At 44.9% G+C, this 13,703-nt stretch carries 16 protein-coding genes; all 16 read right to left on the bottom strand.

Annotated elements, in window-relative coordinates:
- Positions 1 to 54 precede the first annotated feature (54 nt).
- Positions 55 to 432, bottom strand: coding sequence for a TIGR02530 family flagellar biosynthesis protein (locus tag PO771_RS06810; protein WP_272562512.1), 378 nt, complete (start codon positions 430 to 432; stop codon positions 55 to 57).
- Positions 429 to 917: a flagellar hook assembly protein FlgD gene (flgD, locus tag PO771_RS06805; RefSeq protein ID WP_272562511.1), complete on the bottom strand. Its 489-nt coding sequence runs from the start codon at positions 915 to 917 to the stop codon at positions 429 to 431. Before flgD ends, PO771_RS06810 begins: the two co-directional genes overlap by 4 nt.
- 30 nt (positions 918 to 947) lie before the next feature.
- Positions 948 to 2,243, bottom strand: coding sequence for a flagellar hook-length control protein FliK (locus PO771_RS06800; RefSeq protein ID WP_272562510.1), 1,296 nt, complete (start codon positions 2,241 to 2,243; stop codon positions 948 to 950).
- A 34-nt stretch (positions 2,244 to 2,277) separates the two neighbouring features.
- Entirely contained in the window at positions 2,278 to 3,234 is a 957-nt protein-coding gene (locus tag PO771_RS06795) for a MotE family protein (RefSeq protein ID WP_272562509.1), read from the bottom strand.
- Between the two features lie 11 nt (positions 3,235 to 3,245).
- The gene (gene fliJ, locus PO771_RS06790; protein ID WP_272562508.1) at positions 3,246 to 3,692 is read right to left on the bottom strand and encodes a flagellar export protein FliJ; all 447 of its coding nucleotides are present in this window, start codon (positions 3,690 to 3,692) and stop codon (positions 3,246 to 3,248) included.
- A 20-nt stretch (positions 3,693 to 3,712) separates the two neighbouring features.
- Entirely contained in the window at positions 3,713 to 5,017 is a 1,305-nt protein-coding gene (fliI, locus tag PO771_RS06785; RefSeq protein ID WP_272563119.1) for a flagellar protein export ATPase FliI, read from the bottom strand.
- A 4-nt stretch (positions 5,018 to 5,021) separates the two neighbouring features.
- Complete coding sequence (gene fliH, locus PO771_RS06780; protein ID WP_272562507.1) at positions 5,022 to 5,825, bottom strand: flagellar assembly protein FliH; 804 nt, start codon at positions 5,823 to 5,825, stop codon at positions 5,022 to 5,024.
- Positions 5,818 to 6,831, bottom strand: a complete 1,014-nt coding sequence (fliG, locus tag PO771_RS06775; RefSeq protein ID WP_272562506.1) for a flagellar motor switch protein FliG — start codon at positions 6,829 to 6,831, stop codon at positions 5,818 to 5,820. The genes fliH and fliG overlap by 8 nt, the downstream gene beginning before the upstream one ends.
- 15 nt (positions 6,832 to 6,846) lie before the next feature.
- Positions 6,847 to 8,469, bottom strand: coding sequence for a flagellar basal-body MS-ring/collar protein FliF (fliF, locus tag PO771_RS06770; protein WP_272562505.1), 1,623 nt, complete (start codon positions 8,467 to 8,469; stop codon positions 6,847 to 6,849).
- A gap of 33 nt (positions 8,470 to 8,502) precedes the next feature.
- The gene (fliE, locus tag PO771_RS06765; protein ID WP_272562504.1) at positions 8,503 to 8,802 is read right to left on the bottom strand and encodes a flagellar hook-basal body complex protein FliE; all 300 of its coding nucleotides are present in this window, start codon (positions 8,800 to 8,802) and stop codon (positions 8,503 to 8,505) included.
- Between the two features lie 26 nt (positions 8,803 to 8,828).
- Positions 8,829 to 9,290 carry a flagellar basal body rod protein FlgC gene (flgC, locus tag PO771_RS06760; RefSeq protein ID WP_272562503.1) on the bottom strand — a complete coding sequence of 154 codons (462 nt, stop codon included), beginning with the start codon at positions 9,288 to 9,290 and terminating at the stop codon, positions 8,829 to 8,831.
- A gap of 2 nt (positions 9,291 to 9,292) precedes the next feature.
- Positions 9,293 to 9,700 carry a flagellar basal body rod protein FlgB gene (gene flgB / locus PO771_RS06755; RefSeq protein WP_272562502.1) on the bottom strand — a complete coding sequence of 136 codons (408 nt, stop codon included), beginning with the start codon at positions 9,698 to 9,700 and terminating at the stop codon, positions 9,293 to 9,295.
- A 197-nt stretch (positions 9,701 to 9,897) separates the two neighbouring features.
- On the bottom strand, positions 9,898 to 10,677 hold the full coding sequence (gene codY, locus PO771_RS06750) for a GTP-sensing pleiotropic transcriptional regulator CodY (RefSeq protein ID WP_272562501.1): 780 nt from the start codon (positions 10,675 to 10,677) through the stop codon (positions 9,898 to 9,900).
- A 23-nt stretch (positions 10,678 to 10,700) separates the two neighbouring features.
- Positions 10,701 to 12,098 carry an ATP-dependent protease ATPase subunit HslU gene (hslU, locus tag PO771_RS06745; RefSeq protein WP_272562500.1) on the bottom strand — a complete coding sequence of 466 codons (1,398 nt, stop codon included), beginning with the start codon at positions 12,096 to 12,098 and terminating at the stop codon, positions 10,701 to 10,703.
- A 13-nt stretch (positions 12,099 to 12,111) separates the two neighbouring features.
- On the bottom strand, positions 12,112 to 12,657 hold the full coding sequence (hslV, locus tag PO771_RS06740) for an ATP-dependent protease subunit HslV (RefSeq protein ID WP_272562499.1): 546 nt from the start codon (positions 12,655 to 12,657) through the stop codon (positions 12,112 to 12,114).
- 24 nt (positions 12,658 to 12,681) lie between these two features.
- The gene (xerC, locus tag PO771_RS06735) at positions 12,682 to 13,584 is read right to left on the bottom strand and encodes a tyrosine recombinase XerC (RefSeq protein WP_272562498.1); all 903 of its coding nucleotides are present in this window, start codon (positions 13,582 to 13,584) and stop codon (positions 12,682 to 12,684) included.
- Between the last annotated feature and the right edge of the window lie 119 nt (positions 13,585 to 13,703).

Here is a 13,703-nt window from a genome sequence, read left to right as displayed (position 1 = left end):
CGTCTGTCAATCAGCGATACGAGGCTTCCTCAATGAGGGCCAGCCTAAATTCCGTTATACTATTACAGCACTATCAATGTTTGTAAAAACATTTTCCCCCATAGAAGATCTGTCCATTGCGGTAATTACCTTCTGATTCGGAACACTAACAATATAAGCCACATCATTCATCAAAATCAGCGACTCATTAGCACCTTTAGCTTTCACCTTTTGCACAGCTGATGAGAGACGATTTAAATCCTCTTCACTTAACTCAATCCCCCGCTTTTCAAGTCGTTGAATCGCATGATTTGAAAATTCAATAGGTTGCTGATCCTTAATCTTCTGCGACAAGATCGAGTCAAAGGAGACTCCCTTGCGAGTAGAAGGTACAGGTTTTACAGCAGGTTGAGGCTGAGGATAAAAAATCTGACCGGCCTTTATGTGATTCATGATGTAGACCCCGAATTCGCGTCAGCAGGGGCAGTTGGGTTCGTCATCGTTTCAATTAATCCTACTGCTGCTTTAGAGCCATCTTCCATAATAAGTTGAGTTGTTCCATCTTTCATACTTACCGACTTCACAATCCCCTGTTTTGGTACGTCTTTATACGTTACTGTTCCTTGATCATCTACTTCTCTCGCTTTTTCTGTCCAGGTTACCTGCTTGCCGATCATTCCAGAAAGACCACCAAGCGTTTGAGATTCTGCTACCGTATTCATCGTTTTGTTTAAGTTTGTCAATTGTTCAAGTGAACTGAACTGTGCCATTTGCGCAATAAATTCACGATCCTGAAGCGGTTGCGTCGGGTCCTGATTTTGCAGCTGAGTTATAAGGATTTTTAAAAAGTCGTCTTTTCCAAGCGTAGATCTTTCTTCTGCCGTCTTATTTGTATTCTGAAAAGAGTTATTATACATTTTGGTATCAATCGTAGGCATGTGACTGCTCCTCCTTTCTTTATAACATGATTATAACACTTCAGTTTCTTCAGCTATTCCTTCTTCATTCAACAAATCTTCCAAATTAAATACTGACTGTTCATTTTCCTCTTTAGAAGCATGCTGTTTTTCTCGCTGAGATTGCTCCTTGTTCTGTCCATTCAGCGTATCTTGATTTGTTGAAGAATTGTTAGTAGAGGATGTCTGAAGCTGTGTCACTTCTAACTTCTCTACGTTCAGGCCATGCTGCGTAAGTGCCTGACGAAGCTGATTTAAATGCTGCTCGACAGCTTCTTTCCCAGCGGTGTTCGTTGTAATGAACTGCGCCATAATATTTCCATTTACTGCACTGATCCGTACATCAACTCGACCCAAGTTTTCCGGAAAAAGACGAATGACCGTTTCCATCGCTCCTGTCCCTCGGTTCAACTGAACCTGTTTCAGAACAAATGCTTCCATTTCATTTACAAAGAAACGGGATGGGACAAGCGGGATTTGAGTTTTTCCTGCTGAAGCCATCTCTTTACTGCCAACAGGTGTAATATCATTTACCTGATGATGCATGACCTTCACAGCATTCCCTTCACCTGGAACAACCGCTTCGGTTTCATCAACCGTTTCAACTGTCTGCATAGATACCGATTTATCTGGCTCTTTAGCAGATTGCTGCTGAGAAAACGCTCCTTGCTCCGCAGTAGTCTGTGGTTTTACAGGCTGTATCACACTCTGCTGATCTTCTACTTGTTCCGGACTTATTTCCAGCTTTGCGGAATGTATCGTATCAGCATTGTTGTTCGGGATACTTGCACCCTTTAACATTGTAAGCACCTGCTCGAACTTTTCCTGAAGTCCCTGCGGCATACCCTTGGCTGGATTTACTTCTGCTGCTTTCTGCATGCTAACAAGCATGTCAAACATCTTTTTCATCCATTCTTCCGGGGAAGCATCCGGTAGTATAGACTGAACTTCATTCCCCTTGTCTAACTGCTTCAGGGCAGGTTCTGTCTGCTGCGATTGAGCATTCATAAGGGCATACAGTTGCTGGACCAAAGTCTGCAACTCTGGATTATCTTCAAGCTTCTCCGGCAGACCCTCTTCCTTTACTGTCTGCAAGATTGCATCAAGAATGCTTTCCATCTGCTCCTTTGGACTTTCTGTTTGAGATGGACTACTTTCCTCCGTTTTGTCATTCACCGGTGCTGCTGTTGCCTTCTCCAGTCGATCAGCAAATGAAGAGGAAGCGATTGCTTGCGATGCCGTCGTGGATTTCGATGTGACAGCTGGTTTTGGCATTATTACATCCAGTTTTCCTGCTCCCTGTATCATATGTTTCACCTCCTTTCTCCATCTGTTTAACACATTAGTACGCCATCAGTTTCTGACTAATTTTCGCTGCGAGTGCACCTTTTTTCAAGTCATTTGTAATGCTTGATAAAATGTCGCCACGCTTTTGCTGATCTAGGCTGCGCATGACTGCAAGCGCTTTTTGCTCATCTGTTCGGAACAAGTTTTCAACCAGAACAGCCGCACTTGCTGGCGGCATCGTAGCAATTGAAGCTGCTACTTCTTCAGCAGACGCATTATTTGTTACAATTTTAGTCTGGTTCTGAATCGCTGCCTGTGCTTTTGCCTTTTCTTCTTCCTGTGCTGCCATCCCTGCTGTCGTCGTTGCTTGCGGCATAGCATCTAAGACCTGCATCTGATTCATCTGTTTCATAAGCACCGTCATATCCGCTGCTATTTTAGGATTCATCTTAGCCATAATGGCAGAACGGTCTTCTGCTTTCATAGCTTGGAGAAGAATGGCTGCTTCTGCTGGCGGCATTTTTTCCAGGATCGGAGCTGCTTTACCCGCTGACATCGATGTATAAATCTTAGCCAACTGCTTTGTTTTTTTCAGCCGCTCTTCTTCAGCCTTTTGCTTTAACGCTTGTGCAGCTGCAGGATCCTGCGCCTGATTCTGATTCTGCATCTGATCCTGTGTGTTATTCTCTGTTCCTTGTGCTTGTTTTAATTTGTCAATCTCTTTATTTTTTAAATCAATCTGCTTTTGTAAATCATCCGCGCGCGTATCTTGTTTTGCGGTTGTAGTCTCGGTCTGCGTCGTCTTCTTTGAATTTGGCACAGCTGAATCCGGGATTAGCTTCTCAACCACCGGCACTTGATTCAGTCCCTTCGCCAGCATTCCTACGACGTTATAGCCAAACATCTGCGCAATAATCGCCGATAACACAAGCGTAAATAGCAAAGGGATAAAAATAATATAAAAGAACCATTCCATTTTACTATAGGATTGTTCCTCTGCTATTTCTTCCATAGAAAACACCCCTAGACCGAATTCACTTTTTGTCTGAAATAGCGTGCTACTGCGATTTCATCCAGCTCTTTCTGCTCCGTTTGTTTCTGTAACTCCCTGTACTGTTCATGTGCATTCTCTTTGAGCTTCAACCAGACTTTTTCATCCATAACTCGTTCTGTTAAAAGCCCCTGTTTGAACTCTACTTCTTTTTCTGCCTGCTGCTTTGTACATGCCGCCTCTACGATCATTCGCTGTAAATGTCCGATATATTCATAGCTGCTTCGCAGTTTAGCAAGAGAAATACTATTCTCCTGCTGAAGCTTCTGTTCCATCTCCTGCTTATTCTGTTCTAGATGCATAAGCTTCTGTTCTTCGATTCGAAGTGCCTGAACAGAGTGGCTATAGCTCATCTCTGCTTGCTCCTTCTCCTTGGCTTTGACATCGAGAATTTTTTGAAACGAATAAACAAATGACATGAATGCCTCCTGTCTACGTTTTAAAACGTACGGGTCAGCTGTGCAATGGCATCCTCAAGTGTGGATACCTCATCTGTCTGCTGATTAGCATACTGTAAAATCGTATCTCTGTACTGAATGGCCATATCAATATCCCGACTGGCTCCTGCCTTGTATGCTCCAATATTAATTAAGTCTTCAGCATCTCGATATACAGCAAGCAATCGTTTGAGCTCATTGGCAGCTGCCTGATGTTCAGGTGTAACAATCTCCTTCATGACACGGCTTACACTTGCCAGCACATCAATGGCAGGATAATGACCGCTATGGGCAAGTTTGCGACTTAGTACGATGTGCCCATCCAGAATACCGCGCACGGAGTCAGCAATCGGGTCATTCATATCATCTCCCTCGACAAGCACCGTATAAAACGCAGTAATCGATCCTGCTGGTGATGTACCAGCCCGCTCAAGAAGCCGTGGTAGCAAAGCAAATACAGAAGGCGTATACCCCCTAGTAGCAGGCGGTTCTCCAATTGCTAGCCCTACTTCCCGTTGTGCCATCGCAAACCGGGTAACAGAGTCCATCATCATCATGACGTTTAAACCCTGGTCACGAAAATATTCGGCAATCGCCGTTGTCAAAAGGGCGCCTTTAATGCGGACAAGTGCTGGCTGGTCGGATGTGGCGACGACTACCACGGATCGGCGCAGCCCTTCTTCCCCAAGATCACGTTCAATAAAGTCCGCAACCTCACGTCCCCGCTCTCCAATCAGACCAATCACATTCACATCTGCTTCTGTATTGCGAGCAATCATACTTAACAATGTACTTTTACCAACGCCGCTTCCGGCGAAAATCCCGATCCGCTGACCTTTTCCAACCGTTAGCAGTCCGTCTATAGCCCGTACTCCTACGGAAAGCGGTTCTGTAATGCGCGGACGAGCCAGTGGATTCGGCGGTTGATTATCAACCGGATATTCTGTCAATGTATCAGGAAAGGCTCCTCCGCTCATCAAGCGTCCGTTTCCATCAAGCACTTTGCCAAGTAGTTCCGGACCCACTTTTACCGTTAATGGTTTTCCGGTAGCGACTACGTCACATCCAGGCCCGATAGATCCAAGCTCCCCAAGCGGCATAAGTAACACCTTATTATCTTTAAACCCTACAACTTCCGCTTGAACAGGAGTACTAGCGTTAGCCGGATAAATGTGGCATACCTCACCGATACGCACATCTGGCCCCATCGATTCTACAGTCAGTCCAATTACTTGCGAGACTTTTCCATTCACACGAATGGGATTCAGATTTCGAAGTACAGACATATATTTCTCAAGCGTAAACATGCCCTTACTCACTTTCTTCTGCCTGAATCTCAAGCAGTGCCTTTTTTATCTCCGCAAGCTGAGTATCTACCCGCGCATCAACATTACCAAGTGATGTTCGAATGATACAACCCCCATCTATAACAGATTCATCCGGCACTACCATCAATTCCACCTGACTATCAAGAACATCGATAAGCCGTGCCCGGTTCTCCTGTACATATGTATACGAATCTGGACTTACAGCAACCGTAATGGTTTTGTACTCCTGAGTATGAGAGAGTGCTCGACGAATGAGTGCAAGGAGATGCTCCTGGTCATATTCAAACTGTTCTTTAATGACCTTGCGAGCAATCTCAAGTGTAAGCTCTAACACAAACGGCTCGGCTTCTCCAATCTTTCTTCTCTTCCAAACAGGTGCCTCTTCCAAAATCGAATGAGCTTCTGCCAGCGCCTGCGAGTATTCTGCCAGCGCTTCCTGGCGCCCTTGTTCACGCCCCTGTTCAACACCAAAATTGAATCCTTCTTCTGATGCTTGCTCGCGCACAATTTCGTCTTCCTGGCGTCGAGCTTCCCACCAGGCATCCATCTCACTCTGCGCTTCCTCTATCATCTGTCTAGCTTGCTGACGTGCTTCCTCAAGAATCAATTGGGCCTCTTCTTCCGCCTGCCGCAGCTGTTCCTGCTTCAATCGAACCACTTCGTCTTCCTCTTCTATCAAATCCATATCTTCTGAAAGACTAGGATCGAAAAAAGGAAGAACGGTTGCTTCAATAATCCGCTTATCTTCTACCGTAGAATAAAAGGAAGATTTGATAATTCTAGACAATGATCTCATCTCCTCCACCGCGGGCGATGATGATTTCACCTGCTTCCTCTAAACGGCGAATAACGCCAACAATACGGGTTTGCGCTTCCTCTACATCGCGCAAACGTACAGGTCCCATGAATTCCATTTCGTCTTTAAATGTATCCACCATACGTTTGGACATATTGCGGAATACAACAGTTCGTACTTCTTCATTTGCCACTTTAAGCGCAAGCATAAGATCGGCATTTTCTACCTCGCGAATTACGCGCTGAATCGAGCGGTCGTCGAGTACAACAATATCCTCGAATACAAACATACGCTTCTTGATTTCCTCGGCCAGTTCCGGATCCTGGATTTCGAGCGTATCGAGAATAATACGCTCTGTACTGCGGTCTACATTATTTAGCATGTTAACAACCGCTTCGATACCACCAGCCTGTGTATAATCCTGAACAACCGTTGAGGATAGCTTCTGTTCCAGCACATTTTCTACCTGGCTGATAACATCCGGGGAAGTACTTTCCATTAAGGCAATCCGGCGTGCTACTTCCGCTTGACTTTCCTGCGGAAGAGCGGACAAAATGATGGCTGACTGTTCCGGCTCCAAATAGGAAAGCACAAGAGCGATCGTTTGTGGATGCTCATTTTGAATGAAGTTAAGGATCTGACCCGGATCTGCTTTTCGCGCAAAGTCAAACGGGCGAACTTGAAGATGGGCGGTCAGACGGTTGATAATATCAAATGCTTTTTGCTGCCCAAGCGCCTTCTCCAAAATTTCTTTTGCGTAATTAATACCACCTTGCGAGATGTACTCCTGAGCGACACAAATCTGATGGAATTCTGTTAGAACGGATTCTTTCTCTGAAATATCAACTTTTCTCACATTGGCAATCTCAAGCGTGAGTTGCTCGATTTCTTCTTCGCGCAGATGTTTAAACACCTGCGCGGAGACTTCCGGACCAAGCGAGATCAAAAGAATTGCGGCTTTTTGTCTCCCGCTTAGCTCCTTTGCCGAACGTGCCATGTACATCCCCCATTTTTATTCATCTGCTAACCAGGATCGCAACAAGCCAACAAACTCTTCTGGACGTTGACCTGCCAACTTCTCAAGCTGCTTGCGCACAAGTGCCTCTTCCGCATTATCCGCATACTCAAGATCTGGAACTTCAAATGCTCCTGGCGCTGGCGCCGCCTGAAATTCTTCTGTAGATCGATTACCACGTCGACGAAGGAGAATAAAGGCAACAATCACCGCTAACACACCCAGTCCGATACCACCGTATATGAGCCACTGTTTCCATTTGTCATCCGGTTGGCTATCATTATTGAACGCTTGTGTATAGACATTCACACGCTGATTAATCTGGTTTTGTGGAACTACTGTACCCTGAGCGGCTAAAGAAGTCCGAACAACATTCGCGACCACCTTCTGAACATAAGTAGATGTTGCAGTATCCTTAGCGGCAGCGTCCGTCACAGCCTTTTGCTTATCCGTCTCATTAGGGTCCGGTTTTTGCTTGTCTATTGCGACACTAATCGAAATATCCTCAATTTTGTACGGCTGGCTAACGATATTTTTAGTAATACGGTTCACTTCACGGTTCACACGATCTTCTGTGTGCTCATGCTGATTTTCTGCACCGCCAGAATTACCTGCACCCGGATATCCAGGAATTTGTGATTGACCGGTCCCTGTTGTACCGCTTGCTTGCGTGCCTTTCCCGCTGGATGTGTCCTGAATTTTCTCGGAGCTAATAACAATACCTTCATTATTGTCTTTGTCTACCGGTTCTACGAGTTTCTCTTCTGCCTGCGTTTTGTCAAAATTCAGTTTTACGTACGGATATACAATGACTTTGTTCTGTCCAAGAATGCCACCAAGCAGATTTTGTACATTTCTCTGGATGTCGTTTTCGATATCCTTCTTGATTTTGCGCTGCTTATCGTATTGATCAAGTCCATATTGTGAGTCTTCCCCATTACTTGCCTCAAGCACCCTGCTGCTTTGATCCGTAATCACAATGTTTTCTTTTGGAAGATTCGGTACGCTTTTGGATACAAGATTATACAGCCCATCAATTTGCGGCTGTGTCAATTCTCTACCAGGCTCTACTGTCACGAGAATAGTAGCCGTGGCTTTTTGTGTGTCTTCATTCGGACGCACAAATACACTTTCCTGAGGCATTGTCAGGATGACACTAGCATCTTTTACACCGTCTATCGTCTTTAGCAAATCGGCAAGCTGCGTCTGCATTGCATTGCGCTCTACAACACTAAACTGACGGTCTGTCATACCCATACCGATATTCTGACTGAAAACATCCAGCCGTACGCCTTCACCCTTCGGTACACCCTTCGCTGTCAGATCGGCAGCCAAGGTATATTTGTCTTTCTCAGGAACCAGTACAGACGTACCATTCAACTGATACTTACCGGCATACCCCATCGTATCCAACTCTTGTTTAATCTGGGCTACATCACTTTCCGTTAGATTCCCACCAAAAAGCGGAACATACGTCGGTCGAGATGCAATATAAATGCCCAGCGCTGCTGAGATGAGAAGAAATGCGGCTATCGCCCCCGCAATTACTTTTTGCTTTCGTGTAAAGCGGTTCAAAAAAACTGCAATCTTCTCCTGCATTTGCTGTATTCTTTCGTTCATCCTCCACCCCGCCAATGACCATAAAAATAATTACTAAATTTGCATTCTCATAATCTCTTGATACGCTTCAACTGCCTTGTTACGCACTTGCATCGTCATCTCAAGCGCTATGCTTGCTTTTTGCGAAGCAATCGTTACCTGGTGAAAGTCCTGTACCTGTCCAGTAGCAAGACCTTCATTCATTTTATCTGCTGTTTTTTGCAGGCCATTTACATCATTTATGGCATCTCGCAAATAGGAAGCAAATGATTCTGTTACTTCATTCGGTGTAGGAGTTTGTGTAACCCCTTGCACAGACGCAGCAGGTAAACCCATGGAAATTTTTTCGATCATAACCATTTCTCCTTATTTAATACATCTTATGCTTTTCCAATCTCAAGAGCTTTTGTTGCCATTGCTTTAGAAGCATTAATCGCTGCCACATTGGACTCATACGCCCTTGTTGCTTCCATAAGATCTACCATTTCTTTCAACATGTCTACATTCGGGTATGAAACCATCCCGTTTGCATCTGCATCTGGATGAGATGGATTGTATTCTTTCTTAAACGGTGTCTGATCTCCCACTACAGATGTAACGCGAACTCCCCCTTCCGCAGAAGAGGCTCCATTTGTATCCATTGCCGCTTTTAATACGCTATCAAAACCTCCATTAATCGGCTCCACTACTACCATTTTACGCCGATACGGCTGCCAAGCTCCGTTTACAAATTCAGCGCGTGTGGTGTTTGCATTGGCAATATTACCTGCTACTACATCCATACGCACCCGATTTGCACTCAGGGCTGAAGCACTAATATCAAACCCTCCAAATAACGCCATCTTTATTTACCCCCAATAACCATGCGAAGTTTAGCCAAATTCCCGCCTGCCTGCTGCGCTAACGCATTATACCAAAGCTGATTGCGTGCAAGATTCGACATTTCATAGTCTAAATCTACATTATTTGCTGAATTCTGCATAGGGCCTGTTGAAGAATCTACTTGGAGTTGAGGCTGTACATCATTAATGTTGGGCAGTCCAAAAGCTAAATGTTTCGAGTCAGTCCTATATGCACTAAAAGATGTCGGTGACTTTTGCATCGCTTTTTGCAACTCCGATTCAAAAGTAACACTCTGCGCCTGATAATACGGGGTATTTACGTTAGCAATGTTGTTATTTATGGTCTTTTGTCTCATTGAAGCTGCATCCAATGCTTTTTCTAAAGCAGAAAACGTTGGTGTAATAAGCATATATCCCCCTCCATCCTATAACTTTTTTCACGCACTTCCAAACTTTAGCATTATTCCATAAAAGGTAATTTTTTGATTTAATTACACTTTTTTTGTATAAATGAAGTTAACACCTATTATATTACCAGATAGTTGTAAATGAACAAAGCCCCATCTTCAAGATAGGGCTTTGTTACCGAACATAATTTCTTAAGTTGTTACGAAGTCTTTAATTTCTCCAACTCTGGGAGGAGCTTTTCATTCAAAATCTTAATATAGGTGCCTTTCATCCCAAGAGAGCGGGATTCGATAACACCAGCACTTTCCAATTTACGCAGAGCGTTTACAATCACTGATCGCGTAATACCAACCCGGTCTGCGATCTTACTCGCAACGAGAAGACCTTCTTTTGCATCCAATTCTTCAAAAATATGTTCCACCGCTTCTAGTTCACTATACGAAAGAGAACCGATAGCCATCTGTACAACAGCCTTGCTGCGTGCTTCTTGTTCGATTTCTTCAGCTCGCTCACGCAGGATTTCCATACCAACAACCGTAGCTCCTACTTCTGCAAGTGCTAACTCGTCATCAACAAACTGCCCATTGACTCGTGCTAATACGAGTGTGCCAAGACGATCTCCACCACCAATGACCGGAACAATCGTCGTCTGGCTTTTACGGAATAAATCTTTCATTTCCACAGGGAAAGCCGTATATGGACTTTCGATATCCAGGTTGGCGGATGTTTCATCCACACGAAGCAATTGTGTGCTGTAATCTCCCGGAAAGCGGCGTTCTTCTAGCATCTTACGGATGCGTTCATTGTCGATTTCCTGCGCAAGCGCATGGCCAAGAATTTTACCTTTGCGGCTTAATACGAATGTATTCGCCTCAATAATCTCGCTTAACACTTCCGCCATCTCCATAAAGTTAACCGGATGTCCTGCTGTTTTTTGAAGCATACCATTGATGCGACGGATTTTTGACAGTAAGTCCATTAGTGTGAATCCTCCTTAAAATTTTACAAAATATAGCGACTCAGATCGCGATCTTCTACAATTGTTGCAAGCTTTTCTCGTACGTATTGCGGCGTAATCGCCACTTTTTCAAGCGTAACATCCGAAGCTTCGAATGAAAGGTCTTCTAGCAGCTTCTCAAGAATCGTATGCAGCCTTCTTGCTCCGATGTTATCGGTATTCTGATTTACGTCAGCTGCTAGTTTCGCAATCTCTTTAATAGCATCGTCAGAAAATTCCACTTTTATTCCTTCAGTTTCTAATAATGCTATATATTGCTTAGTCAGGGCATTTTTTGGTTCTGTTAAAATTTGCACAAAGTCCTCGACCTTCAAGCTATCTAACTCTACACGAATCGGAAAGCGCCCCTGTAACTCCGGAATTAAATCAGAAGGCTTCGCCATATGGAAGGCCCCGGCTGCAATGAACAACACATAGTCTGTCTTAACCGGACCGTACTTCGTCATTACAGTTGACCCTTCCACAATCGGCAAGATATCACGCTGTACACCTTCACGCGAAACTTGTGCGCTATTTGATTCTTTTCCAGCGATTTTGTCAATTTCATCGATAAAGATAATTCCACTCTGTTCTGCCCGCATAACAGATTCTTGAATGACATCATCCATGTCGATTAATTTTTGCGCTTCCTGTGTTGTCAAAGCTTTACGAGCTTCGCGAACCGGGAGTTTCCGTTTTTTCATTTTCTTCGGAAGCAGATTGCCCAGCATCTCTTGCATGTTCATTCCCATCTGGTCCATACCTGAACCAGCAAACATATCAAACATTGACGGAGCTGCATCTTCAACCTCAATTTCTACAATGGTGTCTTCCAACTGACCCATTGCCAATTGATGCGCAACCTGTCTACGCTGCTGAACTACTGAAGCATCTTCAAACTCTGTATGGGAAGAAGTAGAAGACTGCTGTCCACCGAAAAACATCTCCAATGGATTTTTATACGACTTGTTATCTGCTTTTCCTGGTACGATTAACTGAACAAGACGTTCATTCGCAAGTGTTTCCGCCCGGTCCTTCACAGTCTCCATCTTCTCAGCTTTCACAATCCGAATGGAAGTTTCAACTAGGTCACGGACCATAGATTCCACGTCCCGCCCCACATAGCCGACCTCGGTGAATTTAGTAGCTTCTACTTTGATAAACGGTGCTCCAGTGAGTTTAGCCAGCCTGCGAGCAATTTCAGTTTTGCCGACACCAGTCGGTCCAATCATCAAAATATTTTTTGGGACGATTTCATCACGAATCGATTCTTGCAGCAGGCTGCGGCGATAACGATTACGCAGCGCGATCGCCACAGAACGCTTCGCCTGTTTTTGTCCGACAATAAACTGATCCAGCTGCTCAACAATTTGTTTCGGAGTAAAACGTTCTGCCTTATTCAAAGCAAAGCCCCCTTTAGTTGATTTCTTCTACAACTAAATTATGATTCGTGTACACGCAAATATCCGCTGCTACCGTAAGAGCTGCCGTCGCGATTTCCCGCGCCGTCATCCCTTCTGCATGCTGCTTAAGCGCACGTCCTGCTGCCAGCGCATAATTCCCACCTGAACCAATCGCGAGAATCCCGTCATCCGGCTCAATAATTTCGCCGTTACCGGAAATAAGCAGCATATGGTCGCTGTTCATCACGATCATAAGCGCTTCGAGCTTGCGCAGCACTTTATCAAGCCGCCAGTCTTTAGCCAGCTCGACGGCTGCACGCTGCAAATTCCCGTGATATTCTTCAAGCTTGGCTTCAAACTTCTCAAACAGTGTAATGGCATCTGAAACCGAACCAGCAAATCCTGCGATGACCTGACCATGGTGCAGCCGACGAACTTTCTTAGCCGTTTGCTTCATCACTACGCTATTGCCAAACGTGACTTGCCCATCACCGGCCATTGCTCCACTACCATTATGCCGCACCGCAAAAATCGTTGTCGCATGAAAAGTCATATCCATTCATATTCCCTCCGCTTCATACTTTTAAGCCCGTGGGTGTGCCTGATTGTAGACAGCACGCATTCGCTCACGGGTGACATGCGTATAAATCTGAGTGGATGAAATGCTGGCATGACCGAGCATTTCCTGTACACTACGCAAATCTGCCCCATTCTCCAGCAGATGTGTCGCAAATGTATGCCGGAACGTATGAGGACTTACTTTCAGCACATCACTGGCCTGTTCCACATAGTCTGTCAGCATCCGCCGCACACTACGGTCGCTCATTGCCTGCCCCCTTGTATTCAAGAATAATGCCTGGGATGCACTTTGTTTCACAAGAGCTGGTCTTCCCTTTTCTATGTATGCAAGGTATGCCAGAAGCGCATGTTGGCCAAGTGGTACATACCTCTCTTTTGCGCCCTTGCCAAGCACAAGTGCAGTCCCTACTCCTGTATCAACAGACGATATAGTCATTCCGACCAGTTCAGATACACGAATGCCACTTCCATATAAAATCTCAAGAATTAACCGATCCCGCAATCCAAATGGTGTCGTTATATCTGGAAGTGCCAATAGTTGCTCCACTTCCTTCGGAAACAAAAAGGTAGGGAGACGCTTTTCAAGCCTAGGCGTTGCTGCCATCGCAAACGGATTGTGCTCTACTAATTCTTCTCGGAGTAGAAATTTGTAAAAACTACGCAAACATGACAGCCTGCGGGCAATCGAGCGACGCGAATATGCCCGTGCATGCAATTCAGATAAATACTGGCGTACGCATGCATACGAAACAGCAGCATAATCTACAGCTGCATGCTGCTCCAAAAAGGCGGTAAAGTCGCGAATATCCTTCTCGTAGTTCGTAATCGTCAAAGGTGAAGCATTCTTCTCGATCTGCAGGTATTGCTTAAAAAGCAAGCGCATCATATCTGGCTGCGCATCTTTCATACGTGTACCCCCTCACCGGGCAACGATTAGCAAGGCGTGTGAAACACACGCCTTGCTTGTAGTAACCTACCGAAAATACACTCTTTACAGGGAAAACCTCGTTTTTAATCGTCGTTAGT

The organism is Aneurinibacillus uraniidurans, from assembly GCF_028471905.1.
GTDB classification, from domain to species: Bacteria; Bacillota; Bacilli; order Aneurinibacillales; family Aneurinibacillaceae; genus Aneurinibacillus; species Aneurinibacillus uraniidurans.
The sequence above is the reverse complement of the archived record's forward strand: the minus strand, read 5'-3'. Positions and strand labels throughout refer to the sequence as shown.

Excerpts from the sequence above, each read along its gene's own strand:
- PO771_RS06795 (WP_272562509.1), bottom strand. The coding sequence starts at position 3,234 with ATGGAAGAAATAGCAGAGGAACAATCCTATAGTAAAATGGAATGGTTC.
- PO771_RS06800 (WP_272562510.1), bottom strand. The coding sequence starts at position 2,243 with ATGATACAGGGAGCAGGAAAACTGGATGTAATAATGCCAAAACCAGCT.
- flgD (WP_272562511.1), bottom strand. The coding sequence starts at position 917 with ATGCCTACGATTGATACCAAAATGTATAATAACTCTTTTCAGAATACA.
- flgC (WP_272562503.1), bottom strand. The coding sequence starts at position 9,290 with ATGGCGTTATTTGGAGGGTTTGATATTAGTGCTTCAGCCCTGAGTGCA.
- fliF (WP_272562505.1), bottom strand. The coding sequence starts at position 8,469 with ATGAACGAAAGAATACAGCAAATGCAGGAGAAGATTGCAGTTTTTTTG.
- fliI (WP_272563119.1), bottom strand. The coding sequence starts at position 5,017 with ATGTTTACGCTTGAGAAATATATGTCTGTACTTCGAAATCTGAATCCC.
- hslV (WP_272562499.1), bottom strand. The coding sequence starts at position 12,657 with ATGGATATGACTTTTCATGCGACAACGATTTTTGCGGTGCGGCATAAT.
- flgB (WP_272562502.1), bottom strand. The coding sequence starts at position 9,700 with ATGCTTATTACACCAACGTTTTCTGCTTTAGAAAAAGCATTGGATGCA.
- fliJ (WP_272562508.1), bottom strand. The coding sequence starts at position 3,692 with ATGTCATTTGTTTATTCGTTTCAAAAAATTCTCGATGTCAAAGCCAAG.
- codY (WP_272562501.1), bottom strand. The coding sequence starts at position 10,677 with ATGGACTTACTGTCAAAAATCCGTCGCATCAATGGTATGCTTCAAAAA.
- xerC (WP_272562498.1), bottom strand. The coding sequence starts at position 13,584 with ATGAAAGATGCGCAGCCAGATATGATGCGCTTGCTTTTTAAGCAATAC.
- fliE (WP_272562504.1), bottom strand. The coding sequence starts at position 8,802 with ATGATCGAAAAAATTTCCATGGGTTTACCTGCTGCGTCTGTGCAAGGG.
- fliG (WP_272562506.1), bottom strand. The coding sequence starts at position 6,831 with ATGGCACGTTCGGCAAAGGAGCTAAGCGGGAGACAAAAAGCCGCAATT.
- PO771_RS06810 (WP_272562512.1), bottom strand. The coding sequence starts at position 432 with ATGAATCACATAAAGGCCGGTCAGATTTTTTATCCTCAGCCTCAACCT.